Origin of the sequence: Microcoleus sp. Pol8_D6 (assembly GCF_036700965.1) — a bacterium.
Classification (GTDB): Bacteria; Cyanobacteriota; Cyanobacteriia; order Cyanobacteriales; family Microcoleaceae; genus Microcoleus.
Window position 1 is genome coordinate 45,997 of sequence record NZ_JAUBPW010000008.1, and the last position, 24,917, is coordinate 70,913.

The window sequence follows — 24,917 nt, forward strand, 5'->3', positions numbered from 1 at the left end:
GCTCAAGTCCGCAACTGCCAAACAAAGAGCGCTTATGTGTATTGATCCTACCAAGATCGATCGACCTCTGGAAACCTGCGAAGCATTAGTAGCAGAGCAAACAGCAAAAATTCGGCAACTCGAAGAGAATTTGCAGCAGCAGAGAGAATTGTGCCAGAAATTAGAAGCACAACTCAAAGCAGTCGAGAATGCTGGCTTTTCGGGTTCGGTAACTGAATTTGATATCACCGATGACGATCGCCTTCGGTTAATCGCATCTCTGGAAAAAAGTCAGGAAATGTACCGAACTCTCATCAAGCATTATCCAAATGGCTCGGTGTTGTTGTTCGATCGCGATTTGCGCTATACTCTGGTTGACGGTCAAGGTTTGGCAGCAGTTGGTTTGTCTAAAGAACTGTTGGAAGGCAAAACCTTGTGGGAAGTATCCCCACCTGAAGATTGGCAACTTTTTGAGACTAAATATCGCGCGGCTTTGGGGGGAAAAGAAAATACTTTTGAATATAAATACGGAAATCGCGTTTATTTAATAACAGTTGCTCCAGTCAAAAATGACCGGGAAGAAATTTTTGCAGGAATGCTCGTTACTCAAGATATTACCGAAAAAAAACAGGCAGAAATAGCGCTGGAAGAAATCAAAAATCAGCTAGAAATTAAATATCAAAAGCGCACTGAAGACTTGAAAACAGCAAACGATCAATTGCAGGAAGAAATTCTCTCTCGCTGGCGCGCCGAAAAAGATCTGCGGGAAAGCCAGGAACAGCTAGAATTGTTTTTCTCTCAATCTTTAGATGGTTTTTTCTTTATGATGCTGGACGAACCCGTGCAATGGGACGATAGAGTTGACAAAGAAAATGTTTTGGATTACGTATTTACTCACGGGCGGGTAACGAAGGCAAATGATGCTTTGATAGCTCAATACGGAGGTATTAGGGAACAGTTTATTGGCCGCACCCTTGACTCTTTATTTTCGCACAACTTGACTGGTAGCAGAGAGATAATAAGGCAATTTTTTGATACTGGAAGAATTCACATCGAAAATGAAAATCGCAAGTTTGACGGTGTTCCAGTTTGGGTGGAAGGCGACTATATTTGTATTTACGATTCCCACGGCAGAATCGTGGGCTATTTTGGCGTGCAGCGCGATATTAGCGATCGCAAAAAAGCAGAAGCAACCCTCAGAGATAGCGAAGAACGCTTTCGGGCAACCGTCGAACAAGCGGCAGTAGGTATTACCCACCCTGACCAAACAGGTCGCTATTTGCGAGTCAATCAAAAATTTTGCGAGATAGTGGGATATACTGCGACTGAACTGCTGTCGCGAACTTGGATGGACGTTACTTACCCAGAAGATATAGATGCAGATTTAGAACAAAACAATAAATTATTTGCCGGGGAAATTGACAATTTTAAAATGGAAAAACGCTTGCTGCACAAAGACGGGAATTTAGTTTGGGTAAATATTACAGTATCGCTAATCAAAGAACCGCTGAGCGGGGCAATTTACAATGTAGTAGTGACAGAAGATATTAGCGATCGCAAAGAAACCGAAGCAGCACTAAAAGAAGGCGAAGAAAGGTTCCGACAGCTAGCAGAAAACATTGAAAGCGTGTTTTGGATGGTAAACGTTATAACCCAGAAAATTATTTATATCAGTCCGGCTTACGAAAAGATTTGGGGCAGAAGCTGCGCTGATTTGTATGCTTACGGGCGCTTTTTTGCAGATTCCCTCCATCCAGAAGATCGCGAGCGTGTTATTGCTAGTTTAACGAGAAAAATTGAGTCTGAAGACGAGATAGAATATCGAATTGTCAGGCCGGATGGCAAAACCCGCTGGATTCGCGATCGGGCTTTTCCGATTAGAAATCAATCTGGTAATATCTACCGCATTGTGGGCATTGCAGTAGATATTACCGCCCGCAAACAGGCAGAACAAACCATCCGCGAAAGTGAAGTACGCTTCCGCCAGCTAGCAGAAAATATCCAAGATTCCGTCTGGCTAATGTCTGCGGAATTCACCGATTTATTGTATCTGAGTCCAGCTTACGAACAAATCTGGGGGCGCAGTCGCGAAGAATTGTATGCTGATCCCTTAAAAATGATGGAGTGGCTGCATCCAGAAGATAAACTCCTGTTGGAAGAGGCAATGGGGCGAGTGTTGCAGGGCGAGTCTACCAATACCGAATATCGGATTTTTCTGCCAGACGGCACAATTCGCTGGGTGTGCGATCGAGCTTTTCCCATTTACGACGAATCGGGCAAAATTTACCGCATCGCGGGTATTGGCGAAGATATTAGCGATCGCAAATTTACGGAAGCCCGCATTCAAGCAGCACTCCGCGAAAAAGAAGTATTGCTGAAAGAAATTCACCACCGAGTCAAAAATAATATGCAGGTAATTTCGAGCCTGCTGCAACTTCAAGCTCAATATATTGAAGACGAAGCGACGCTAACTTTATTTGAAGAAAGCCAGACTCGCATCCATTCAATGGCTCTGATTCACGAGCAACTTTATCAATCCGAACATCTCGATCAGATCGCCCTGGCGCCCTACGTCGAAAACTTGGTTGCTAATTTGTATCAATCTTTTGGTTGCGGCAACACTTCCATCCAGTTTAACCTCAAAGTTGACCCCATTTATTTAAACATAGAAACAGCAATTCCGTGCGGTTTAATTATTAACGAACTGGTTTCTAACTCTTTAAAATATGCCTTTGTCTCTAGTTTGGCTGGTGAAATAGCCATTAATTTCAATGAAATAAATAAACACCAATTTCATTTAATTATTCAAGATAACGGTCGCGGATTTCCGGCTGATTTTGACGTGGAAAATACTGAAACATTAGGATTGCGATTAGTGAAAATGTTGGCTTATCAATTAGACGCGAGTATTGCCATTGACAGTCAGCGTGGAACCTGCTACACTCTGATTTTCCAAGAGTTAAATTATCGGCAGCGTATTTAACGAAAAATGAACCCTATACAAATTTTGGTTGTAGAAGACGAAGTTATTGTAGCCCAAGACATCGCAGGTCGATTAAAAAAACTGGGATATGGAGTAACAGCTACAGTTTCTTCAGGAGAAGAAGCAATTCAAAAAGCGATAGAAAACCCCCCAGACTTAGTGTTGATGGATATCGTGCTTAAAGGTGACATGGACGGGGTAACAGCGGCCGAGAAAATCAAAACTAATAAAAATGTGCCGACAGTATTTTTAACAGCTTATGCCGACGATAAAACGCTGCAAAGAGCGAAACTTACAGACCCACTCGGTTATATTATCAAACCATTTCAACAAAATGATTTGCGGGTGGCGATCGAGATTGCCCTGCACAGACACGAAATCGAAACCAAGATGCGAGAATCTCTCAAAGCTGCCGAAGCAGCCATAGAGTCGGTGGAAGAAAAATCGCACCGCCAAAACCAGTATATTTCAATGGCCGCTCACGAATTGCGGAATCCCCTCAACGCGATTTTAATTTCTGCGGAACTTCTCGATCTCGATCGAACTCGCAGCAGGGACGAATCCCAAGTTAGAACCCTGCGGCTGGTGCACTCAGCTACCCAAAAGATGAACCAGCTAATCGACGATATGCTGTTCATGGGCAGAGCAGAATCAGGCCAACTCAAATGCAATCCATTACCGATAAATTTAGTCGAATTTTGTCAAGACTTGCTGGCTCAATTGCAGTTAGGAAATGAAGCCAAGCACAAACTAACATTCATCCCGTCAGATGTTACCAGCGCGATGTTAGATCAACAATTGCTGCACGGCATTATTTCTAACTTAATTGTCAACGCCATCAAATATTCTCCCAACGGCGGGCAAGTCACCTTGGAATTGGAATGCCGTCCAGCAAGCGAAGGAGACCAAGAAGCTATTTTCGGCTTGTCTCTTCAGTGTTTGTTTCGCAATTCCCACTTTACAAATATTAACTCTCCCTTACTAATTCTGCGTATCCGAGACGAAGGTATCGGCATCCCCGAAACCGAAGTAGGGAAAATATTTGAAATGTTTTACCGCTGCAAGAATACGGGAAAGATTAAAGGTAACGGTTTGGGATTAACAATTGTTAAAAAAGCTGTGGAATTGCAAGGAGGGGCGATCGCCTGCGAAAGCACAATGGGCATCGGTACAACCTTCACAGTCGCGCTTCCTTACGTAGCACTTTCCTGTAGGACTCAACGAGAAACAACTTAAGTACCACTACAAACACTAATCAAAGTGTTGCAAAATCCACTCCACCGCCGCAGCTAAATTTGCTGCAATAAAATCCGGTTTAGTATGATGCTGATACTCCCCACTCAACACACTTTCTCCGTAACCAGTCTGCACCAAAATACCAGTACAGCCCGCATTGTGAGCCATATCTACATCAGTGGCTTTATCCCCGACCATAAAACTATTTCGCAAATCTAAATCCTGTTCCCAAGCCGCCGCTACCAACATCCCTGTATTTGGTTTTCGCCACGTCGTATACCGCGTAAATTCTGGGTGGGTTCCGCCTTCGGCTGCGCTTAAATAAGGACAGTAATAAAGAGCATCTAACTTGGCTCCCGCTTCATTTTCTAATAGCTGACACAGGCGTTTGTGCAAATCTTCTACGTGGCTAACCGGATAATAATCTCTCGCTGGGCCGGATTGATTGGAAACTAAACAGCAAAATATTTCTTTGTCATTTAAACGGCGTACAGCTTGGGCTACTCCGGGGATTAAATGCAAATCTTCTACTTTGTGAATGTAGCCGGCTTCGATATTGAGAACGCCATCTCTGTCAAGAAATACTGCTCGTTTCATTGTTGTATTGTTGCTTTAAAATTGAGTTTAGGGTGAGGCTGCGGCAGTGTTCGTTGGTGTTAACTTAAGCCTAAAAACCTTTGTATCTATCGTTTATAGTCGAGTCTAGATCCCCCTAAATCCCCCTTAAGAAGGGGGACTTTGAGTGTTGCAGTGCTCCTCTTTTTCCAATTGGGACTTTGACTCCTCTTGTCCCCCCCTTATTAAGGGGGGTTAGGGGGGATCGGGAAGACTGGACAAGGAAGACTATAGGCGGGCACAGCGAAAATCTAGGTAAACTCATCATTCTAAAATAGATTGTTTGCCTAACCATTCGCGGAAACTATTATGATACAAACTATAGCAAATTTCTCCTCCGATTTCCTGCTTATTTAAGAACTCGATCCAATTGTCTAACACTTTTTCAACATCGTATTCATCCTGATCAATTATATTGGCGATCGCACTTACAGATAAACTTGCTGTTGATTGTACCAAAACATTCAGCACAGACAACTCGATCGCCGATAAAGCATCACCTCTCATCCGCAGCCAGTGGTTTTGATAATACGCTGCTAAACCGGGAGGAAGTTCAGAGACAAGTGAGGATTCCCCCAGATTAGCATCGGGGTGTGAATTCTCGTTAATGGCAGGTAAGATCTGACTCAGATACATGAAATTGTTTTCGCTGACAGTTGCGAGTTGTTGGCCCAATTCCGGTGCAGTTAAATCCGGTGCGGTTGATAGGTATTGCTGAATGTAGTTAAGGGTATCTTCGCGATTTTGGGCGGGATAATCTCTTAAATCGAGAGTTTGAGAGGGGGTTTCAATTAACAAACCGGATTTCTCTCTCAAAAACGGGCGGCGGGCGAGGATAAAATAAGTACGATCGCCCAAATATCTCGGCAGATAAAACAGATTTGTGCTGGGAGGCTGACTCGTGCGGGCGATCGCGTCTACAGAATCAATGACTATTATCAACTTTTGGCGATGACGTGCCGTCTCGCAAGCTACGGCTAATTTGTCGCTAATTTGCTGAAGCAACAAAGACAGAAACCAACTCCCATCATGGGATTCGAGATTTTGAAGTTGAGATTTGAGCTTGAGAATTTCCGATGTTTCCCCATTGGCGGCAAGGTATTTGTCAATCAGTTGAGTGCAGACAGAAGCGAGAAAATCTTCAGCTCGATTTTTGCCCTCAACTCCAGCGTTGTAATAGATACTGCGAGGATGGGCGGTGACATATTGGGCGAGGATGGAACTTTTGCCACAGCCGGGTGTGCCGACAATTGTGAAATAACCGCGGCTGTAGGAGGCTAGAAAGTCGGAAATGGCAGAAAAAACAAACTTGCGCCCGACAAAATTCTCGGTTTTTTCTCGCAGGAGTTGCTGAAATTCTTTTGGGTAAGAATCGGTAGAGATGGGAGTTGGCAGAGGTGAGGAATTCATGTTAGTTCCTCCATGCCTTCTAACCGCAGGAAATAGACGCGGCCATAGTAGTCGCCTGCGACAATTGTGACTCCATCTGGTGCAATAGCGCAATAGGCGATCGGGCTTTCAGCCGTGAAAGTGGCAATGACATTTCCACTCGATAAATCCCAAACTTTGATGGTGTTGTCCCAAGAACCAGAAATCGCCCGATTGCCATCAGCAGTGACAGCTACTGCATTTACCCTGGTGTGACCTTTGAGAGTAAACTGTTGCTTTCGAGTTGTTAAATCCCAGACTTTGAGGGTATTGTCATCTGAACCAGAAATCGCCCGCTTGCCATCAGCAGTGACGGCTACTGCATTTACCCAACCAGTGTGACCCTTGAGAGTAAACTGTTGCTTTCGAGTTGTTAAATCCCAGACTTTAAGGGTTTTGTCAATTGAACCAGAAATCGCCCGATTGCCATCAGCAGTGACAGCTACTGCATTTACACTGGTGTGATCTTTGAGAGTAAACTGTTCCTTTCCAGTTGTTAAATCCCAGACTTTCAGGGTTTTGTCACCTGAAGCAGAAATCGCCCGCTTGCCATCAGCAGTGACAGCTACTGCATATACCGATTTGGTGTGACCCTTGAAAGTAAACTGTTCCTTTCCAGTTGTTAAATCCCCGACTTTCAGGGTTTTGTCAATTGAAGCAGAAATCGCCCGCTTGCCATCAGCAGTGACGGCTACTGCATTTACAAAACTGGTTTGACCTTTGAGAGTAAACTGTTCCTTTCCAGTTGTTAAATCCCAGACTTTCAGGCTTTTGTCAATTGAAGCAGAAATCGCCCGCTTGCCATCAGCAGTGACGGCTACTGCATATACCGAACGGGTGTGGCCATTAAGAGTAAACTGTTCCTTTCCAGTTGTTAAATCCCAGAATTTGAGGGTTTTATCAATTGAACCAGAAATCGCCCGCTTGCCATCAGCAGTGACGGCTACTGCATATACCAAACTGGTGTGACCATTGAGAGTAAACTGTTCTTTTCCAGTTGTTAAATCCCAAACTTTGAGGGTGTTGTCCCACGAACCAGAAATCGCCCGTTTGCTATCAACAGTAACGGCTACTGCATTTACCGAACTGGTGTGACCATTGAGAGTAAACTGTTCTTTTCCAGTTGTTAAATCCCAGACTTTGAGGGTTTTGTCTCTTGAAGCAGAAATCGCCCGCTTGCCATCAGCAGTGACGGCTACTGCATTTACCCAACTGGTGTGACCATTGAGAGTAAACTGTTCCTTTCGAGTTGTTAAATCCCAGACTTTGAGGGTGTTATCATATGAACCAGAAATCGCCCGCTGGCCATCAGCAGTGACGGCTACTGCATTTACCGAACGGGTGTGACCCTTGAGAGTAAACTGTTCCTTTCCAGTTGTTAAATCCCAGACTTTGAGGGTGTTATCATATGAACCAGAAATCGCCCGCTTGCCATCAGCAGTGACGGCTACTGCATATACCGAACTGCTGTGACCTTTGAGAGTGCGCAGCAGTCCCCGGCCAGGGAGAGTTAAACAAGATGTCAAAGGACGCAACCAAGGTGCTGCTTTCCACTGCTTAGCTACCTCTGCCATTCCCTGAATTGCCGGAATGTTAAAGTGCAGCAAGCGCCCTAACAATTGCCCTGCCAGTTGCGTCTTATCTAGAGTCAAAATATCCGCTGACATCCACAGTACCGCTTGAATCAAGTTCAGGGCTTCAACTTTTTCTGAGTTGTACTCTGGGTGAGTTAATGCTTCTGAATCGTCAACCAAATTGAAATCATCAATCAGTGCCTGCAGTCCAAACTCAGGATGCTGAATTTTTGCCATCAGGAAGTTAAAATCTGTCAGCGTTTGATAATATTTTCCTAAATTTCCCGACTTGACATAATTTGGCAGTAAGCTGCCCAGATAAGCACGTTGAAAGAAAAGTGGTTTGGCCTCTAACTTCTCAGCAAATTCTCCCATCTCACGCCATCCTCTTTTCTAAATACTCAGTAATCCGTTGATTTACTTCGCGAAAGAGCTTCCGCTTTGAATCCATCTCCCGTTTTGCTTTCAGAAAGTCAAGGAAACTAGCATGATAGATGCCGTAGCAGATTTCTCCGTCTACATTCTGCCTTTTCAAATACTCCACCCACTCATCTAAAACCGCTTTTACGTCGCATTCATCTTCCTTAGCAATTCCAGCAATCATCTCGCAGTCAATCGGCGTGTTCATCTCTAACAAAATATACAAGACAATCTCCATCAATTGCCCAGGCTTAGCTTCCAGCCCCATCCGCACCCAGTGGTTTTGATAATACTCTTGCAGCCCGTCTGGCAATTGCTTTAAACTTAAGTCATTGTAATCGCCCTTAGCAATTGCTGGCAAAACATAGCGCAAATACATAAAATTATTTTCGCTTTTGTTTGCCAATTGTTCGACAAAAGTTGCATCAAGAATGCCCCGCTCTTGAATCCACTTTCTCAGTCCCTCCTTATAGTCAGAATCGGCATTTATAACAAATAGAATATACTCTTTGATATCATCTTGATTAAAATTGACATACTGGTCATCTCTCAAATCTAATTCTTTAACCGGAACTCCCGGAGATACAGACAGTCGCTTTTTACCGAGGTGATAAGGTCGCCTAGTCAGCAGGAAATAAACGTTATCTGGCAGAGTTGTCGGTAAATGTAAAAGATTTTCTCCCAGTTCTTGTTCGACTTCATCCAGTGCATCAATCGCAATTACCAAACGCTCGCCAGCAGGGAGTTTTCCCGCCACCTTTGCGAGTAACTTCGGTAAATCTGCATCTGCTGAATTTTGCAATTCATAGCGGTGAATTAATTGCTGGCGAATGCTCTTCAAAAACAATTCTGGTCGGTTGCGTCCTTCTACCAGAATATTGAAATAGCAGGGAGATTTATGTTCGGAGACGTATTTGGCAACGATCGAACTTTTGCCCATTCCCGCATCCCCGATGATTGTAAAATAACCGTGAGGATTTTCGGTGATAAAGTCCTGAAAAGCCTTAAAAACAAATCGTCGGCCGCAAAAGGTTTTAATTTTTTCTGATATAAGTGATTCAAACTCGGGCGGCAGCGAATTTTCGGCATTCCAATCTTTTGGATCAACAATATCTGTTGGTTCTATCCCTAATGCTTTAGCTATGTTGGTAACTTGCCATCTTTCTACACCATTAGGACATGGTTTTGTACCGAGTAAGCGCTTAAGTGTGTCCTCACCAACCTTAGCTTTTGTCGCTAGTTTTGCTATCGTCAACTCAGCTTCTTGGTATGATTCTCTGAGCTTGATTTTTCCAGTTGGACTCGATTGAACTTTATCGGATTCGCGCATAGTAGGTTTTTAGGTATGGTTGTTAGTTTTTTAGTTAATTCGATAATTCGACAGTTGGACAGTTAGATCGCACTTACATTCTATATTTATTACGCACTCCGAGGCTGATCAACCGGGTTTTTCCCCGGATCTACGAGCTACAACGAAGTATTTCGGAAAAACCCGGTTTCTGGAACCCATGCGTAAATCCTAATTTAATTACTTGTTTCTGACTAGGGCAGATAGGTTTTAATCTCCTGCCCTATCTGCCCTAAATTTTAGGGCAGAACACAAATTAAAACTCGCCCTATCTGCCATTGAGTCTCCCTTTTTGCTCCAGTATTCTAGTTATAGAAACACTATTTAGAAGAGCAAATCGTTATGAACCACAATATTAACCGTGCCGTCAGATCCTTGCCAGCCGTGATTCTCATGGTAGGTGTAGGACTTCTATATTCTCATAAAATCTCAGTGGATGAATTCACTGCTTCCGCCAAGGCCTTGATAGGTTTTAGCAGAATTGAGTATGCTCAATCTAAGGAAAAGAAGAAGGTATTGCAGCAAAAGAGCGATCGACGAAAAGGGAGCTAAATCTAGGCGACGGAGGACACGGCAATGCCGTTTCCCTACCCCCAAAATGATCGATCGCACTCCATGATAAATTCAACCATCCTCCAATTAATTGTAGGGACACGGCACGGCCGTGTCCTGACTTAGATATCCTAGTTTTTAGCCGCCCCAAACCTTCTTCAAAACATCTTGAGGAGAGATGTCTGCCATTTTGCCAGTAGGAGATTTAATGCCCAAAAATCGATCGCTCTTTGGCAACAATTTCGCCGGTTCAGTCGGGCCAAACAAAGCTATTGTATAAGTTTGAACCGCCACAGCTAAGTGCATCGGCGCACTGTCAGTACATATCATCAAATTAGCAGCAGCAATGGTGGCAGCCAACTTGCCGACATCATCCGGCGAGATAACTTTTACTTTTGGACATAACTCGACTAACTTTGTCACGAACTCTGCATCTTCGGGCCCTTTCACAACAACAACAGGCAAATTCGGCTGCCGCTGCTGACAATCTTCAATTATTTGCTTCCAGTTGTCTGTAGGGTAAATTTTGTCAATACCTTTAGACACAGCTAATTGACTGGAACCGCCGTGAATTAGAATGTAACCGCTTTCTTTTACGCCCAACCGCTGCTGTTCGGCTTCCGCCCACTGAATGTCCTGTTTTGGTACATTAATTGCCACTGGCGGACAAGGATTTGTAATGTTAAATCCTTGCAGCAAATCGTGGTACATTGAGGCGGCGTACTGTTCAGTTTTCAGCGGTACAGCAGCAGTGAGAAATCGAGCGCCGTTGGTTCCCGAATAGCCAACTCTCTGCGGAATGCCGGTCAGCCACAGCAGCAGCCCTACAGTCCAGCGCTGGCCAAGGGAAATCACTGCTTCGTATTCGCGATCGCGAATTACGCCCAGTAAATTGCCCCAATCCGCCATCGCGTTGCGGTCTTTGAAGTTGTAAGTTAAGACTTCTTTAACAGACTTGCAGACTCGGTAAGCACTTTTTGCCCTCGGTTCGACAATGACATCAATTTGCGCGTCGGGATAAGACTGCTTGAGGTCATCAAGAGTGGGGAAAAATAAAATTTGGTCGCCAATCCCGCCAGGGACAAGTGCTAGTATTCGCATCATAAACGATCGGGCTATTATTGATCGAGGTAGCTCTCAGAGATCGGCTCTCAACTATCAGCTTATAGTATTTCTAGACCTTAAAAGCTACTGGCTGACAGCTAAACAACTGACTCAAAAGTACAGGACGCTCTTATTATATATATCTAGTTGGGTTAAAAACGGTTAGTAAATGCACTTATTAATTCCTGCAGCAGGTTCGGGGCGACGGATGGGGAGTCAGCGGAACAAACTGCTGCTGACTTTGCTCTCTAAACCTTTGCTGAGTTGGACTTTGGCTGCGGCTGAAGCTTCGCAGCACATTAGCTGGATTGGCATCATGGGTCAGCCAGACGATTTTCCTGATTTTAAAGCAATTCTGAGCGATTTATCTTTGGTTAAGCCCGTGGAACTGATTCAAGGTGGCGCTACCCGGCAAGAGTCAGTTTACAACGGTTTGCAGGCTTTGCCCCCCAATGCCGATCGAGTATTGATTCACGACGGCGCGAGGTGTTTGGCAACTGCTGAATTGTTCGATCGCTCTGCAGAGGCCCTCTTGAGCTGTCCCGGCTTGATTGTCGCCATCCCGGTCAAGGATACGATTAAGGTCGTAGATGAGCGTCGGATCGTGCGAGACACCCCAGACAGAAGCAATTTGTGGGCAGCCCAGACTCCCCAAGGATTTGAAGTGACATTGTTAAAGCAGTGTCACGAAGAAGGGCGACAGAAAGGTTGGGAAGTTACAGACGATGCAGCTTTGTTTGAAAAATGCGGTTTACCAGTGCAAATTGTGGAGGGAGAAGAGACGAATTTGAAAGTCACAACACCCGTAGATTTAGCACTAGCGGAATTTATTTTGCGGCAGAGACACGGGGAATAATTTTGAATTGTGTAATGGGGAATGCGACTCGGCTATGTTGTCGTCATTAGGAAAAAATCTGTAATACAAGTGGAGGATGAAAGCAATGGAATATAGCGGTACATGGCGGATCACAGAGATGGCCATGTGGGATAGCGATTATTTGGACATGGAAGTTGAAGCCTATATCGAGATTGATGAAACAGGTTCAGGAGAATTTCAATTCGGTTTAGTATCAGGTGAAATTGACGGCGAAGTCATAAAAGATGGAAAGGATCAGCGATTTGAGTTTACATGGGACGGGAATGATGAGAACGATCCTGCCTTTGGTAGCGGTTGGCTCAAATTAAAGGATAAAAACTCGGTAGACGGTCGAATCAAATTCCACCAAGGCGACAGTTCTAGTCTTGTAGCTAAGCGCATGAAATAGGCAATCAGCGATCGCACTATTTTAGACCATTGTTTTTAAACCGCAGATGAACGCAGATAAAATCCCATCCGCGTTCATCTGTCTCCATCCGCTGATATCGCGGTAACAAAATCCCCATCTAACCAATAACCAATAACAACTGACTGAGGTTTCTCATGAAGGATTAATCGGAAACTCACCCTCACTATCAACCTCTGGAGCACTTTTAACTAAATCCAAAAACGCAAATACGGCCGGAATTAACAGCCCATCCCGCAAAACAGCCACCCCGATTACCCTCTCAAAATCCGACGGTAAACTGCAAACTTTCACCGAAGATGGTATCGGTTCCGCGGCCAAACGGGGCAGAATAGCTGCACCCAAACCTTGCATCACCATACTGACAATCGTTGAATCTTCGCTGAGTTCGTAACCGATATTTATGGGAAAGTCCGCAGTTGTCAAATACTTGCGAAGCGGTATCGAACAAGCATTTTCAATCGGCTGCAAAATCAGCGGATAATTCGCTAATTCTTCCCAGGTAATCTTAGCAGTTTTACATTGCGCCTTCGGCGGCAGCAAAACCAGATATTTATCCCGCAAAATTTCTCTAGTTTCAAATTCATCGGAGATGGGAAGAGAGACAAAGCCGATGTCTGCTTTGCCCGATCGCAAAGCCTCTTCCACAGCTTGGGTATAATAAACTTCGGTAATGCTGACCGTAATTTTGGGAAAGCAACTGCGAAATTTAGCAATAATACCCGGTAGGATATGAGTGGCGACACTCCGAAAAGTAACTATCCGTACCTGGCCTCCCTGCAAACCTTTTTCTAAATCCGCTTCTTTTACCATCATTTCTAACGATCGCACGATTTGACGCCCGTGACTCACTACCCTTTGCCCCACCGGCGTCAGTTGAGCACCGTGTCGCCCCCGGTGAAATAGCTGCACTCCCAATTCTGTTTCTAAAAAGGCGATGGCGTGGCTGACTGCTGACTGGGAAAGTTCCAATTGCAAAGCCGCCTCGCTAAAGTTTTCACACTCTGCTACAGCTATCAAAGCCTGAATTTGAGAGAGTTTCATCCGCCGGGTATTGATTTCATTCATAGCCTTTTGCCTGAGATGTCAATCTATCTATTTTATTCATACAATCTATGCAAGCAATGCTTTGATTGTCAATTCCCGGAGAGTTAAAGTTAATGTGTTAGGTAAGAGATTGACTTGGACAAAAGTTGCACGCCAACAAGAGTGTGCTGTAATTGCAATAATAATATTGCTTTTGTCAGCTTTTTTTTTAACTTTATTAGTGCAATTTTTGTGAAAGTTATAAGTTAAAGGTGTTGGTTATGTCTACTTGCAAAAATTGGATTAATACCCCCAAAACTCAAGTTGTTTCGATTGCCGATCGAGCTAGAACATCCGAAAAACATAAAGGGCTATCTCTCTTTTCAGCTATCAATAAAATTGGGCAGTTTTTGCTCTACCTCATTTCTAGTGAGGACGAACTGAGAATTTGGCAGACGTGCGATCACTATGGTAACACTTGGTGGCACGGTTGCGATCGGGCTACAGGTCGCTCTACCTGTGTGGCAACGGATGATGAAATGCGCGCTTGGATCGATCGGCGTTATTACCAATAGTAGTGTGTGGGTTGCGTGGAAATGAAGTGAAATACAGCCCTCGATTAGCAATTACCAATTAGCAATTACCAATTACCAAGTAGGAGATGCTATGCTTCAAATATCTTCCGAATGTGCAGCGCCAGATCGCATTATTCTGATGGAAAACGAGGTATACCGATTGCCTCAAACTCATCGAGAAATTCAAGTTTTGTCAGGAATTGCTTGGATCACGGTTGACCAACAGGACATCATCTTGCAAAATTCTGAAAAAGTATCGCTTCCACCCAGCAAAAACTTTGCTGTCATATCCGCTCTCAACAATATGCCGCTGATTATGGCCGTCTGGCAAGATAAAAACCCAGTCATGCGATTTTAGATTTTAGATTTTGGATTGAAGAATTGGGAACGACTGATGATGTATGGGTTTGAAGCACGGGTCTACAGTTGCCTTCTTTTTTGAAACTGGTATCGGAACCTAGTGATTGAGAAAAAATTCGGCAGGAACACCCCAAAAAGCTCTATCTTAATAGTTATCACTTAGCTATTGGAGGACTCGATCGGTGCACTGCCGCTCTTATCACTTCAGCTATCTCGCAGCTATAAGTATTGTGTTATCGCCCGCACTCAGCTTGCTGGCAATTTCAGACGCCCGCGCTTATGCCCCAATTATAAATGCCAGGCGCGCCCAAGCGAGCGACCAGGCTCAGGCAACTGACCCCAAAACGCAAGCAGACGAACTCTTTGAAACAGGAGTAAAACAGCACCGCGAGGGTTTGTTTCGAGAAGCAATCGAGACTTTTGAGCAAGTTTTGGCAATCCGCAAGCAACTCGGCGACCAAGCAGGAATCGGAGAAACCCTCAACAATATGGGGGAAGTTTATGGCGAAATGGGTTTGAGGCCCAAAGCTTTGGAAGTTCTGCAGCAAGCTTTAGTCATTCACCGAGAAATCAGCGGAGGGCGTCGTATCGCGCGCACTCTCAATCTCATCGGTTTCGTCAACCGGATTGGGGACAATTTTTCCGAAGCGATGAAACTGCACCAAGAAGCTTTGGAACTTGCCAAAACTACCGACGATCAAATTGAAATTGGAGAATCCCTCCACAACATCGCGGCCGTGTACGCAGAACAGGTAAATTACGCCAAGGCGATCGAATTTTATCAGCAAGCGCGGACGATTCGCACGGCATCGGGCGATAAACGCGATTTAGGCCGTACCCTCAATAATATGGGTGGCGTCTACTACAACATCGGCGACTTTAATAGAGCGATGGAATTTTACCACCAGGCTTTAGCAATTCGCCGGGAAATCGGAGACCGCGCTGGCGTCGGCCGCCTCCTCAACAACATGGCACTTACCTCCCGCAAACTCGGCAAAGATACTCAAGCGCTGATATATTTTCAGCAAGCAATACCGATGTTAGAAGCAATCGGTGACAAGACAAGTATCGGACGCTTGCTCAACAATATGGGCGCAATTCATGAAAGTCTCGGTCAAAATGCTCAAGCTCTCGAATCCTACGAGGAAGCTTTAAAAATTGCTCGTGAGGGCGGTGACAAAGCCGGAGAAACTACAGCGATGGAGGGCATTAAGCGATTGTCTTCCAGTCAGCTTGTACCGCAATAAGGAGAATTAAGCGGTTCCGCATCGGGCGTGAAGATTGGAAGCGATCAACTTTGGCGATGATTTGACATTCATCTGCAAGTCGTTGTATAATTGATTGCCAAAAATAATAACTAAAAAAGAGGAAAAAGGCTTCAGGGGCGCTATAATTTGATTAAAAGCGTGATCGCAAGATAGAAACAGTTTCTGTAGTAATTGGTCTGCCAGAGCGGCTGCACAACACTTAATCTAAGCTATGGATATCCGTACCGAAAAGCCAGAAGATGTAGAAGCTGTTCGCAACATTAATATTGCGGCATTCGGGCGAAAAAATGAGGCTAACTTAGTCGATAAATTGCGGGGAATTGCATCTACATTTTCCTTCGTTGCGGTACAATCCGATCGCATTGTCGGACAGATTTTCTTCAGTCCGGTTGTCGTGGAAGGAAAATGTTCCAGGAATTTGTCGATTCTAGGGTTAGCGCCAGTCGCAGTTCTACCCAACTATCAGCGGCAAGGTATAGGAACGCTGCTGATCCAGCACGGTTTAAAAGAATGCGGGCGATCGGGATTTCAGGCAGTAGTTGTGCTTGGTCATCCAGATTTTTATCCGCGTTTTGGGTTTATTCCTGCTAGTAGAAAGAGCTTAAAATGTGAATATGATGTGCCCGATGAAGCGTTTATGGTGTTGGAGTTAGAAAGTGGAGCTTTGCAGGATTGCAGCGGCACGGTGAAGTATCGATCGGAGTTTAGTCTATGCGAGTGATATTAATTCCGATGAAGGACGGAATTATTCATCTCTCTCTGATTTCCCTCTGCGTTCTCTGCGTTCTCTGCGGTTAAATCATTCCGATGCAACCGGAACTGATCTGACGCAGTGGCGGTTTTTATCGTGATCTATCGTAAAAAATTATAAAAATAACCTTTAGTATTCACAGTGGAAAATGGTTGTGCTGTACTTGCCTTTGTGAACCATAAAACTTCTACAACTATTACCCAGGAAAGTTATTTAAACGCCCCCTTTTCCCTTCTCCCCTTTTGCACATTGCAAAGCAAACACCGGAGTCAGAGCAGATTTCCCCTTCAGAGCAAGAGATCCCAAAGCCTCGCAAATAAAGTTTAGCTCGATCGACTCATACACCCTTTCAGCAATCAAAATTTGGTTTTCCCCCGCCTTGCTCATCAACCGAGCCGCCGTATTCACCGTATCGCCGAGGATATTAAACTCCCTGCGCCCTCGCGGTTCCCCAACCTCAGCAGCAAACACCGGCCCCCGCGACAGCCCAATTTGACAGCTTACTTTTACTTCTTCACCCGCGATAATTACCAGAGGCCAACCTACAATCAGATCTCGGATCGCAATCGCCGCACTAGCCGCGCGGCTGGCATCATCTGTGTGAGCGTCAGGTACGCCAAAATAAATCAACATATCCGAACCGTCTAAGTGCGCCGTTACTTTTTGCAACACGCCTCCTTTAGCTGAGACTACAGCATCAATCGACGCAAACACCCGAGAAAAAGCCACTATCAGATTGACTTCTTCCTCTAGCGAAGCTTTGTCCACAGACTCCGGTAAACCAATCAAGTTGACAAACATCACCGTCGGTTCAGGAAAATCCGGCGGAATTTTCCGCCTGTCTGCATTTTCCACCAGCAGTCTCAGGATAGTTTTGGGAATATAACTAGCAAGGGGTTCAAGCCGATTCACAGCTTCCCCGATTTCTTTTACCAAGCCCGCCACGCTGCGATCGAGCAAGACCGAACTCGGCATCCGCCGCCCAGTCAAAGTGATATCATACTCTCCGAGTCGATCGTCCGTGAAATCGTCCGCCACCAAAAAATAACCCGGTTTCCCGGGTTCAAAACGAAATTGCTCTCCCAAAGACTCTCTAGCAGTTTCCGTCACACACACCCGCCCCACAGTTCCAGAACCCTCAGCTTGCTTGGCTTGCTGCACTGAATGCCCCAGCAGTACGTGGGCCATCCGCAGCGGGGTACCGATGTCAGCACTAATATAGCGACCGCAATGGATGCCCACCCGCATCCTCAAAGACAAAACACCCCGCGCCGTTTCAATATTGGCAAATTCAGCCATCGCCCGCTGCATCCGCAAACCCGCCCGCACCGCCCTGGCTGTATCCTCTTGGTAAACTCCTGACAGAAACTGCACCAGCATCGCATCTCCGGTAAACTCCAGCAAATCCCCGCCCGATTTGCTGACAATTTCAATCATCGAGGCAAAATAGTCGTTAATCACGCCCAGCAGGCTTTCAGCTCCCTTGCGCCCTAGGGTCGCATTCGCTTCCAACAGCGAGGTAAACCCTGCCAAATCCGTGAACAGTAAGGTGCCTGTTTGCCACTGGTAGCGCACCTCGCCCGGATTGGGCGGAGATTCGGACACGAGCCTCGGTACGTAGTCGTGGAGGATGTAGCGCAGAGTTCGCAGGTGCTCGAAAACCCCCATGAGCGTTGCCGGGGAAGGATCTACCCACGCAGCAGCGTACAGTTGAGCCGAAAGGAGCGATCGCAGCCGCAGTTCGATCGCAGCCAAGGGAGGATTGTAGGTTAATCTATTAATAATTTCCACCTAAGTTTATTCTTAAAAAATAGGGTAAGTTCGATCAATCTAGAGGCAACACCAATAACTCGACCTATACCATTATGATAAGTTTCCAGTGACTCTATACCAGTCCAACCCACAACCCACGATAGAAACTTCCGAAAGTCACAGCTTGCTAGCTCCCGATTTGATCCGAGCTGCTCGCTCTGCCTATGGTATGTATCTGAAAGTGCATTCCGATCAGATGCAGCGTCCGGCGGGTGTAGTTGTCAGTCAAGGAAGCGATCGAGGCCAGGTAATTTTTGCTTCGCAGCCGATTTTATTGCCCGGTGAACGTTTTGTTACTTTTGACGAAATTGAATCTCAAATGTATTAATTGCTAATTGGCCAAACAGGGCATTGGCCAAACAGGGCATTGGGCATTGGCCAAACAGGGCATTGGCCAAACAGGGGATTGGGCATTGGCCAAACAGGGGATTGGGAAATTGACAACTAATATTTATGTTGGCTCGAACGATTGTCAAAAAATAGGTTTGTAGTGAGGACTAAAGTCCTCAGAATTTGACTCTTGACTAAAGTCCCTACTACAAACCTTATGAGTAATTGACCGGACAATATCTAACAATTAATAAATAACCACAGTCAACAGACAACAGTCAACTTAATGGAAATTATCTTTAATTGCCTTGTCATGGCGATCGTCTTTATTGTCGGAGCGGCTATTGGCAGCTTTCTAAATGTGGTAGTCTATCGGTTGCCTGCGGGTTTGTCGGTGATCAACCCTCCTTCTCGCTGCCCCAAATGTTTAAATCAACTCAGAACTTACGAAAATATACCCGTTTTCGGTTGGCTGTGGCTGCGGGGACGCTGCAATCACTGCCACAGTCGGATTTCAGTCCGCTATCCGCTGGTGGAAGCAGCTACGGGTTTGCTGTTTTTGTTAATTTTCTGGCGGTTTGGGGTGACAGTGCAAACTCTGGGCTTTTGGGCTTTGTTTAGCTGGTTGTTGGCTTTGTCTTTGATTGATTGCGATACAATGACTTTGCCTAATTCTTTAACTCGATCGGGTTTGGTGCTCGGATTGGTTTTCCAGGTGGCGAAAGGTTGGTGGCCGACTTTTAGTTTGATCGACTCGATACACTATCTGGTACTCGATGGCATCGCCGGAGCAGTTGTCGGGTTGTGGCTGTTTGACGCGATCGGACTCGCCGGGACGATCGGCCTGGGGCAGAATGCTATGGGCGCCGGAGATACCAAATTGGCCGCCTTGATGGGAGCTTGGCTGGGCTGGAAATACTTGCTGCTAGCGGGATTCATCGCCTGTATAGCCGGGGCTTTTGCCGGTGGCGGGGCGATCGCCCTCGGCTTGCTCGATCGGCGTCAACCCATGCCTTTCGGCCCGTTTCTGGCTCTCGGTACAGCAATTACAGCTCTGTGGGGCGAAGCCATATTATCTACTTACTTGCAGTTGTTTTTCCCGAATTTTAGTTTCTGATCGGCAGGTAGTCAGGCGCGATCGGACATAATATTGTCTCAAAAATTGGTAAAATTGTTCCGTGTCTTGGATTACACTTACAACCACTAGCTTTCGTTGGGAAGCGGAATTAATGCAGCAGCTCCTAGCTGCTCATGAAATACCGGCCCGGATTGTAGACTTGGGCATAGCATCTTATTTAGGGGCTGGAAGTGCTACAGCCCTGCAAGTTCTTCCAGAACACCAGCGAACTGCATCGCTCCTCATCAGTCCCGTTGAAGATGAGTCTGAATCGGGTGATTAGTCATTAGTCATTAGTCATTAGTCACTAAACAACTAGCAATTGACAACTAGCAACTGACAACTAACAATTACTAATTACCAATTCCCAATTACCAATTACCAATTACCAATTACCAAGTTTTAATGTCTCTATTTGATTGGTTTGCAAATCGACGAAAATCAGTACCGAACTCCCAAGAACGGCCGGAACGAGAAATTGCGGACGGGCTTTGGAATAAATGCGAAGCTTGCGATGCCCTGAGTTATACCAAAGACCTGCGAGCAAATCAAATGGTTTGCTTGGAATGCGGGCATCATATCAGAGTTTACAGTGACGATCGCATCGAGCAGTTGATCGATCCCAATACCTGGGTACCCATTAACGAAAGACTGCACGCCACAGATCCCCTGAAATTTCGCGATCGCAAAAAATATAGCGATCGACTCCGAGAATTTCAAGAAAAAACAGGCCACCTAGACGCCGTAGAAACAGGCATCGGCAAACTCGAAAATTTGCCAGTCGCCCTCGGAGTCATGGAATTTCAGTTCATCGGCGGCAGCATGGGCTCAGTAGTCGGAGAAAAGCTAACTCGCCTCATCGAACACGCCACGCGGGAACGCTTGTCCGTAATCATTGTCTGCGCTTCCGGTGGTGCGAGAATGCAAGAAGGAATGCTCAGCTTGATGCAAATGGCTAAAATCTCCGGGGCTCTGGAACGCCACCGGGAAGCGAGACTGCTTTACATCCCGATTTTGACCCACCCGACCACCGGCGGCGTCACCGCCAGTTTTGCCATGCTGGGAGACATTATAATTGCAGAGCCAAAAGCTACTGTGGCCTTTACGGGCGGCCGGGTAATCGAGCAAACTCTGCGCGAAAAGCTGCCGGAAAATTATCAAACTTCCGAATACTCCTTCGCCCACGGTTTTGTAGACTTGATTGTACCTCGGACTCAATTAAAGAAAACTCTTGGTCAGCTCATCAGCCTCCACCAGCCCCAGCCTTTCTTGGCAGACTCAGAATTCCCCGCCCTCGAAGCCAGCGACAACCACGTTTTGCCGCCGCAGACTCACGCTTTCAAACTTTCTCCCTAAGCTGCTGCGCCGGAGGATTGTCTGTTGGTGAGTCCCGGGCACAGAGGGAAATTTCTGAGGAATTGCGAAAAACCTGGCTTATACCAAAAATATTGAGTTTGTTAACGAGACGTTCACGCAGACACGGGGTTTTTAACCCCGCCCGCGCAACTCCTATTGGTAATAACGACCCAGCAGTGGGATGATATTGATCGGAAGTTGATTGGCGCTGAAGTTAGGCTGGGCAAAAATGCCTAGTCGCAGTTAGCGGTTAGTTAGCTTGCGATCGAACAAAATCTCAGAACAAACTAACAGAACAAGCTAACAGCGCTTTCTGAAATTGTCCGGCTTTCAGTTAATAGCCGTCAACTCAATTTTGACCTGTCAGCGACCTAAAAATTATGGGTTTTGCAGACCTGTCCATCGCAGAAATAGCAGAGGACTTCAACGTCCCTGTTGAAGAAGTGATCCGCTTGTGCGATGAGTTGGAAATTGCCTACAAGCACCCTCAAACCCGTTTGGCTTTGGAGGATGTTAAGGCAATTATGTCCACTCTCGAAAAAAGGCGCGACTCAAAACTTCTTGCAGATTAGATCGCAAAATTCCTCTACCTTTAAAGGTATGGCTGCACCAACTTTCGCCAGTTGTTGCAGAAAGAGGGAATTTTGAACACAAATCTGTTTGCCAGCTATACTCTCTTAGCGTTCAATAATTTGCCGGATTTTTTTAAGGAGAACCATGCTTAAAAGATATTTCATTGCTCTGACCGCTGTATTCTTGAGCTTTCAGTTATTTGTCAGCAGTGCGATGGCTGTCGAACTGAGTCCTGAACTTCGCACTGTGACTTTGAATGACAAGGGTGCTCCGGTAGTGCTGAGCCTCAAACAAGTTCAGCAAGGCAAACGCCTATTCAATTCGGCTTGCGCTCAATGTCACGCTGCGGGCATGACAAAAACTGACCCGAACGTGAATTTGAGCCCGGAAACTCTGGCTTTGGCTAACCCGCCCCGGAATAATATTGAGTCGCTGGTGGACTTTATGAAAAATCCCACCACTTATGACGGGTTTGAGGAAATTTCGGAACTGCATCCGAGCATGAAGAGTGCAGATATTTTCGCTGAGATGAGAAATCTCTCGGATGACGATTTGTACGCGATTGCCGGTCACATTCTGTTGCAGCCAAAAATTGTCTCCAAGCAGTGGGCTGGTGGCAAAGGCGCTCGCTAATCGATTTTAGATTTGAGATTTGAGATTTTGGATTTTGGATTGGGAGAGGGCTGAAGTTCGGCAATAATTGCTGGCTCGTCGTTTTTCGCTCTAAAATCTGAAATCTAAAATTTACCTCCGGCTCATTGATTCTCGCAAAAGGTTGTAGTCCCTCATGCTGCGTCGTGGTGCTTTTGTCTGCTTTCTGTTGGGGATGTTAATTATTTTGCCGATCGTGCTGTTGGCTCCTCAACCTGTTTTGGCTGCTGCCGATTCTTACGTGAATAGGTATTTACAAGCCAGCGAACCTGTGGCTCTGGAGTTGGACTCTGAGGGACATACTCGCTTGTTTTCGGCTCAGGATTTGTCTGCGGGCAAAGTTTTGTTCGAGCAAAATTGCTTGAATTGTCACGTCGGAGGAGCTAATTTGCCCGATCCGACGATATCTCTGTCTTTGGCTGACCTTAAGGGGGCAACGCCTCCCCGCAACAACATCAATAGTCTGGTGGGGTATCTGAGAGAACCGATGACTTATGACGGTACTGAGGAGACTTTTTGGTGCCGCCAAGTGCCGGAAAGCTGGATGCCACAGGCTGAGATTGAAAATTTAGCGGCTTTTGTGATCCGGGCTGCTCAGAAAGCTCCGGGCTGGGGCGTGGAGAATTTTGAGAGTTGAACTGCCACTGCCAAAAAGTGGTAAATTACTCGAAAGAAGGCGATACGACTGCGCGATCGCGCCTGTTTTAACAGGTAAAATATCTAAAGAATCACCCTTTGCGTGTCCATTAGAGGAGAACTGCGTTGAAAAGACTCTTATCGATCGCCCTGTTAGCGATCGCAATTTTTACTGTTGGCTTTGGCCGCCCTGCTTTGGCAGGAGATGCCGCTAACGGAGCTAAAATCTTTAGCTCGAACTGTGCTGCTTGTCACATCGGTGGCGGCAACGTGGTTATGGCCATGAAAACCTTGAAAAAGGAAGCTCTTGAGAAGTACGGTATGAATTCTCTCGAAGCTATTACCACTCAGGTAACTAAGGGCAAAAATGCTATGCCTGCTTTCGGCGCCAAGTTGAAGCCCGAACAAATTGAGGATGTAGCAACCTACGTGCTCTCCCAATCTGAGAAAGACTGGAAAGGCTAAACTGCCTCTTTGAAGTCGGGAAACCTGGGCGGGTTTGATTTAATTTAAAACTTGTCCTCCCGATCGCACCCTCTCTCACCCTTTGGCGAATAAATATCGGTTTGCAGCGATCTTAACCTATTGGGGAAAGCGCGCCAGAAATCCGATTTTTATTAGCTCAAGGGCGAGGGAGGGTAATTTTATTTTAGATTGAAGATTGAAGATTGAAGATTGAAGATTTTAGATTGAAGATTGCTCAATGCTGATTTAGTAGAAATTGTCAAGCATTTTATATAAAGATTTATTGTGGCTGCGATTCCTAAATTAAAAGTGTGTGCTAGGATATAACCCCTTATTAGCAAAGCTTTGAAATCGAGATTAAAGTCGATCTGCAAAGTGGAATCTACACCTGCCATGAACGTAAAAACATCAGCAAAAGTTAAAACTCAAGTTAAAACTCTCGGAGACGCTGCATCTGGGGCGATTGAGAAATATTTCCGCAAAAGTGTAGCGCACGAGGCTGAAGTTATCAAAGACAAAGACGCGGAAGAACTTCATCAAATGCGCGTGGGATTGAGACGTTTGCGATCGGCTGTGACTGGTTTTGCTCCGGTTTTAGATTGGCCAAAAGAGGCTTCTGAACGTAAAATTGGTAAGGTGGGGCGGATTCTGGGAACTCTCAGGGATTTGGATGTGATGCTCGAAAGTCTCCAAAACCGCTATTACCAGAATTTGCCGACTGAAGAACAGGAAGTTTTAGATAAGGCTTTGTTGAATTTGCTCAAACAGCGACACCGCGCTTTGAAAGGGGTGAGGGCGATTTTAGAGCACAAAAGCTACGAATCGCTAAAGCAGTCGATCGACGATTGGTTGGAAGAACCGCAGTTTCAGGCGATCGAACATTTGCCAATTGCTGAGGTTTTGCCAGATTTACTGTTACCTCAAGTCAGTGAGTTTTTCCTGCATCCGGCTTGGCTGTTGGGTACAGAATATGAAGATGGTAAAGTTAAAGTTGTTGATGATTTAAATGCTGAGGCTGTCGAAGAGAAGTTAGCAGCCGAGGGAACTATTCTGCATGATTTGCGGAAGCAAGCTAAGCGGGTTCGCTATTTGATGAATCTGTTTGGGGATTTTTACAGCGAGACTTACGAAGTTTATGTCGAAGATGTCAAAGCTATTCAGGAATGTTTGGGCGATATTCAAGACAGTGAAGTTTTAGGCGAGTTTCTGACAGATTTTGTCGATCGCGATCTGAAAAAAGAGTTGCCGAAATTGGCTGGTTTATTGGCCGAAAATCGCTATGCAGCTTGGCAAAAATGGCAGATTTTGCAGCGCAGGTATTTGAGTTCGGAAATTCGGCAAGGTTTGCGATCTACTTTAATTCATCCTGTGGTTGAAGATGCTGCTAAGGGAAAGTTGCCCCAGGAAAGTTAGGTTTTTCGCGAGGAGAGAGTGCGATCGACTGATGGGAGGGACTAAAAGAGGGATATTTGTAG

Annotated in this window: 25 protein-coding genes; 18 read left to right on the top strand and 7 right to left on the bottom strand. The window is 45.6% G+C overall.

The features are described 5' to 3' along the window. The first annotated feature begins 34 nt into the window (after positions 1 to 34). Both QUA10_RS05365 and QUA10_RS05370 read left to right on the top strand, forming a co-directional pair. The gene (locus tag QUA10_RS05365; protein WP_333082511.1) at positions 35 to 2,962 is read left to right on the top strand and encodes a PAS domain S-box protein; all 2,928 of its coding nucleotides are present in this window, start codon (positions 35 to 37) and stop codon (positions 2,960 to 2,962) included. A gap of 6 nt (positions 2,963 to 2,968) precedes the next feature. Next, positions 2,969 to 4,198 carry an ATP-binding protein gene (locus QUA10_RS05370; RefSeq protein ID WP_333082510.1) on the top strand — a complete coding sequence of 410 codons (1,230 nt, stop codon included), beginning with the start codon at positions 2,969 to 2,971 and terminating at the stop codon, positions 4,196 to 4,198. 15 nt (positions 4,199 to 4,213) lie between these two features. Here QUA10_RS05370 and QUA10_RS05375 read toward each other — a convergent pair whose 3' ends face one another. The 4 genes from QUA10_RS05375 to QUA10_RS05390 all read right to left on the bottom strand — a co-directional run bounded on the left by QUA10_RS05375 (position 4,214) and on the right by QUA10_RS05390 (position 9,565). Next, on the bottom strand, positions 4,214 to 4,795 hold the full coding sequence (locus QUA10_RS05375; RefSeq protein WP_333082509.1) for an HAD family hydrolase: 582 nt from the start codon (positions 4,793 to 4,795) through the stop codon (positions 4,214 to 4,216). A gap of 282 nt (positions 4,796 to 5,077) precedes the next feature. Further along, positions 5,078 to 6,223 carry an ATP-binding protein gene (locus tag QUA10_RS05380; protein ID WP_333082508.1) on the bottom strand — a complete coding sequence of 382 codons (1,146 nt, stop codon included), beginning with the start codon at positions 6,221 to 6,223 and terminating at the stop codon, positions 5,078 to 5,080. Next, positions 6,220 to 8,190, bottom strand: coding sequence for a WD40 repeat domain-containing protein (locus QUA10_RS05385; RefSeq protein ID WP_333086188.1), 1,971 nt, complete (start codon positions 8,188 to 8,190; stop codon positions 6,220 to 6,222). Before QUA10_RS05385 ends, QUA10_RS05380 begins: the two co-directional genes overlap by 4 nt. A gap of 1 nt (position 8,191) precedes the next feature. Continuing rightward, positions 8,192 to 9,565 (bottom strand): AAA family ATPase, encoded by a 1,374-nt coding sequence (locus QUA10_RS05390; RefSeq protein WP_333082506.1) that lies wholly within the window; start codon positions 9,563 to 9,565, stop codon positions 8,192 to 8,194. A 360-nt stretch (positions 9,566 to 9,925) separates the two neighbouring features. On the opposite strand from QUA10_RS05390, the gene QUA10_RS05395 reads away from it, so the two are divergent. Further along, complete coding sequence (locus QUA10_RS05395; RefSeq protein WP_333082505.1) at positions 9,926 to 10,135, top strand: hypothetical protein; 210 nt, start codon at positions 9,926 to 9,928, stop codon at positions 10,133 to 10,135. A 138-nt stretch (positions 10,136 to 10,273) separates the two neighbouring features. Here the strand turns inward: QUA10_RS05395 and QUA10_RS05400 are convergent, their stop codons facing one another. Then, on the bottom strand, positions 10,274 to 11,236 hold the full coding sequence (locus QUA10_RS05400; RefSeq protein ID WP_333082541.1) for a glycosyltransferase family 9 protein: 963 nt from the start codon (positions 11,234 to 11,236) through the stop codon (positions 10,274 to 10,276). A 172-nt stretch (positions 11,237 to 11,408) separates the two neighbouring features. Here QUA10_RS05400 and ispD point away from each other — a divergent pair, with 172 nt between their 5' ends. After that, positions 11,409 to 12,095: a 2-C-methyl-D-erythritol 4-phosphate cytidylyltransferase gene (ispD, locus tag QUA10_RS05405; RefSeq protein ID WP_333082503.1), complete on the top strand. Its 687-nt coding sequence runs from the start codon at positions 11,409 to 11,411 to the stop codon at positions 12,093 to 12,095. A gap of 85 nt (positions 12,096 to 12,180) precedes the next feature. After that, positions 12,181 to 12,504, top strand: coding sequence for a hypothetical protein (locus QUA10_RS05410; protein ID WP_333086189.1), 324 nt, complete (start codon positions 12,181 to 12,183; stop codon positions 12,502 to 12,504). A 153-nt stretch (positions 12,505 to 12,657) separates the two neighbouring features. Here the strand turns inward: QUA10_RS05410 and QUA10_RS05415 are convergent, their stop codons facing one another. Next, complete coding sequence (locus QUA10_RS05415; RefSeq protein WP_333082501.1) at positions 12,658 to 13,590, bottom strand: LysR family transcriptional regulator; 933 nt, start codon at positions 13,588 to 13,590, stop codon at positions 12,658 to 12,660. Between the two features lie 239 nt (positions 13,591 to 13,829). Between QUA10_RS05415 and QUA10_RS05420 the strand changes: the two genes are divergently transcribed. From QUA10_RS05420 to QUA10_RS05435, 4 genes are all read left to right on the top strand, one after another. Next, positions 13,830 to 14,123 (top strand): hypothetical protein, encoded by a 294-nt coding sequence (locus tag QUA10_RS05420; RefSeq protein ID WP_333082500.1) that lies wholly within the window; start codon positions 13,830 to 13,832, stop codon positions 14,121 to 14,123. 91 nt (positions 14,124 to 14,214) lie between these two features. Next, a complete protein-coding gene (locus QUA10_RS05425; protein WP_333082499.1) occupies positions 14,215 to 14,481 on the top strand; it encodes a hypothetical protein in 267 nt (88 codons plus the stop codon). Between the two features lie 184 nt (positions 14,482 to 14,665). Then, on the top strand, positions 14,666 to 15,730 hold the full coding sequence (locus QUA10_RS05430) for a tetratricopeptide repeat protein (RefSeq protein ID WP_333082498.1): 1,065 nt from the start codon (positions 14,666 to 14,668) through the stop codon (positions 15,728 to 15,730). A 232-nt stretch (positions 15,731 to 15,962) separates the two neighbouring features. Next, entirely contained in the window at positions 15,963 to 16,472 is a 510-nt protein-coding gene (locus tag QUA10_RS05435; RefSeq protein ID WP_333082497.1) for an N-acetyltransferase, read from the top strand. A gap of 243 nt (positions 16,473 to 16,715) precedes the next feature. On the opposite strand, the gene QUA10_RS05440 is transcribed toward QUA10_RS05435, so the two are convergent. After that, on the bottom strand, positions 16,716 to 18,293 hold the full coding sequence (locus QUA10_RS05440) for an adenylate/guanylate cyclase domain-containing protein (RefSeq protein ID WP_333082496.1): 1,578 nt from the start codon (positions 18,291 to 18,293) through the stop codon (positions 16,716 to 16,718). Between the two features lie 88 nt (positions 18,294 to 18,381). Here QUA10_RS05440 and QUA10_RS05445 point away from each other — a divergent pair, with 88 nt between their 5' ends. From QUA10_RS05445 to QUA10_RS05485, 9 genes are all read left to right on the top strand, one after another. After that, positions 18,382 to 18,642, top strand: coding sequence for a hypothetical protein (locus tag QUA10_RS05445; protein WP_333082495.1), 261 nt, complete (start codon positions 18,382 to 18,384; stop codon positions 18,640 to 18,642). Positions 18,643 to 18,930: 288 nt separating this feature from the next. Continuing rightward, on the top strand, positions 18,931 to 19,761 hold the full coding sequence (locus QUA10_RS05450; protein WP_333082494.1) for a prepilin peptidase: 831 nt from the start codon (positions 18,931 to 18,933) through the stop codon (positions 19,759 to 19,761). Between the two features lie 61 nt (positions 19,762 to 19,822). Next, positions 19,823 to 20,044 (top strand): DUF2007 domain-containing protein, encoded by a 222-nt coding sequence (locus tag QUA10_RS05455; protein ID WP_242719282.1) that lies wholly within the window; start codon positions 19,823 to 19,825, stop codon positions 20,042 to 20,044. Positions 20,045 to 20,166: 122 nt separating this feature from the next. Then, positions 20,167 to 21,117 carry an acetyl-CoA carboxylase, carboxyltransferase subunit beta gene (gene accD / locus QUA10_RS05460; RefSeq protein ID WP_333082493.1) on the top strand — a complete coding sequence of 317 codons (951 nt, stop codon included), beginning with the start codon at positions 20,167 to 20,169 and terminating at the stop codon, positions 21,115 to 21,117. 380 nt (positions 21,118 to 21,497) lie between these two features. After that, positions 21,498 to 21,689: a translation initiation factor IF-2 gene (locus QUA10_RS05465; protein ID WP_333058460.1), complete on the top strand. Its 192-nt coding sequence runs from the start codon at positions 21,498 to 21,500 to the stop codon at positions 21,687 to 21,689. Positions 21,690 to 21,834: 145 nt separating this feature from the next. Continuing rightward, the gene (gene psbV, locus QUA10_RS05470; RefSeq protein WP_333035576.1) at positions 21,835 to 22,323 is read left to right on the top strand and encodes a photosystem II cytochrome c-550; all 489 of its coding nucleotides are present in this window, start codon (positions 21,835 to 21,837) and stop codon (positions 22,321 to 22,323) included. Between the two features lie 154 nt (positions 22,324 to 22,477). After that, positions 22,478 to 22,978: a photosystem II cytochrome PsbV2 gene (gene psbV2 / locus QUA10_RS05475; RefSeq protein WP_333059362.1), complete on the top strand. Its 501-nt coding sequence runs from the start codon at positions 22,478 to 22,480 to the stop codon at positions 22,976 to 22,978. A 125-nt stretch (positions 22,979 to 23,103) separates the two neighbouring features. After that, positions 23,104 to 23,442 (top strand): cytochrome c6 PetJ, encoded by a 339-nt coding sequence (petJ, locus tag QUA10_RS05480; RefSeq protein ID WP_333068405.1) that lies wholly within the window; start codon positions 23,104 to 23,106, stop codon positions 23,440 to 23,442. A 393-nt stretch (positions 23,443 to 23,835) separates the two neighbouring features. Then, positions 23,836 to 24,855: a CHAD domain-containing protein gene (locus tag QUA10_RS05485; RefSeq protein WP_333082540.1), complete on the top strand. Its 1,020-nt coding sequence runs from the start codon at positions 23,836 to 23,838 to the stop codon at positions 24,853 to 24,855. Positions 24,856 to 24,917 lie beyond the last annotated feature (62 nt).

What these genes read in the sequence shown, in the direction of transcription:
- QUA10_RS05485 (WP_333082540.1), top strand. Translation starts at nt 23,836, where the DNA reads ATGAACGTAAAAACATCAGCAAAAGTTAAAACTCAAGTTAAAACTCTC.
- QUA10_RS05365 (WP_333082511.1), top strand. Translation starts at nt 35, where the DNA reads ATGTGTATTGATCCTACCAAGATCGATCGACCTCTGGAAACCTGCGAA.
- QUA10_RS05435 (WP_333082497.1), top strand. Translation starts at nt 15,963, where the DNA reads ATGGATATCCGTACCGAAAAGCCAGAAGATGTAGAAGCTGTTCGCAAC.
- ispD (WP_333082503.1), top strand. Translation starts at nt 11,409, where the DNA reads ATGCACTTATTAATTCCTGCAGCAGGTTCGGGGCGACGGATGGGGAGT.
- QUA10_RS05370 (WP_333082510.1), top strand. Translation starts at nt 2,969, where the DNA reads ATGAACCCTATACAAATTTTGGTTGTAGAAGACGAAGTTATTGTAGCC.
- QUA10_RS05400 (WP_333082541.1), bottom strand. Translation starts at nt 11,236, where the DNA reads ATGCGAATACTAGCACTTGTCCCTGGCGGGATTGGCGACCAAATTTTA.
- QUA10_RS05450 (WP_333082494.1), top strand. Translation starts at nt 18,931, where the DNA reads ATGGAAATTATCTTTAATTGCCTTGTCATGGCGATCGTCTTTATTGTC.
- QUA10_RS05375 (WP_333082509.1), bottom strand. Translation starts at nt 4,795, where the DNA reads ATGAAACGAGCAGTATTTCTTGACAGAGATGGCGTTCTCAATATCGAA.
- QUA10_RS05415 (WP_333082501.1), bottom strand. Translation starts at nt 13,590, where the DNA reads ATGAATGAAATCAATACCCGGCGGATGAAACTCTCTCAAATTCAGGCT.
- QUA10_RS05390 (WP_333082506.1), bottom strand. Translation starts at nt 9,565, where the DNA reads ATGCGCGAATCCGATAAAGTTCAATCGAGTCCAACTGGAAAAATCAAG.
- QUA10_RS05410 (WP_333086189.1), top strand. Translation starts at nt 12,181, where the DNA reads ATGGAATATAGCGGTACATGGCGGATCACAGAGATGGCCATGTGGGAT.
- psbV2 (WP_333059362.1), top strand. Translation starts at nt 22,478, where the DNA reads ATGCTGCGTCGTGGTGCTTTTGTCTGCTTTCTGTTGGGGATGTTAATT.
- QUA10_RS05420 (WP_333082500.1), top strand. Translation starts at nt 13,830, where the DNA reads ATGTCTACTTGCAAAAATTGGATTAATACCCCCAAAACTCAAGTTGTT.
- QUA10_RS05380 (WP_333082508.1), bottom strand. Translation starts at nt 6,223, where the DNA reads ATGAATTCCTCACCTCTGCCAACTCCCATCTCTACCGATTCTTACCCA.
- QUA10_RS05465 (WP_333058460.1), top strand. Translation starts at nt 21,498, where the DNA reads ATGGGTTTTGCAGACCTGTCCATCGCAGAAATAGCAGAGGACTTCAAC.
- psbV (WP_333035576.1), top strand. Translation starts at nt 21,835, where the DNA reads ATGCTTAAAAGATATTTCATTGCTCTGACCGCTGTATTCTTGAGCTTT.
- QUA10_RS05395 (WP_333082505.1), top strand. Translation starts at nt 9,926, where the DNA reads ATGAACCACAATATTAACCGTGCCGTCAGATCCTTGCCAGCCGTGATT.
- QUA10_RS05425 (WP_333082499.1), top strand. Translation starts at nt 14,215, where the DNA reads ATGCTTCAAATATCTTCCGAATGTGCAGCGCCAGATCGCATTATTCTG.
- QUA10_RS05385 (WP_333086188.1), bottom strand. Translation starts at nt 8,190, where the DNA reads ATGGGAGAATTTGCTGAGAAGTTAGAGGCCAAACCACTTTTCTTTCAA.
- accD (WP_333082493.1), top strand. Translation starts at nt 20,167, where the DNA reads ATGTCTCTATTTGATTGGTTTGCAAATCGACGAAAATCAGTACCGAAC.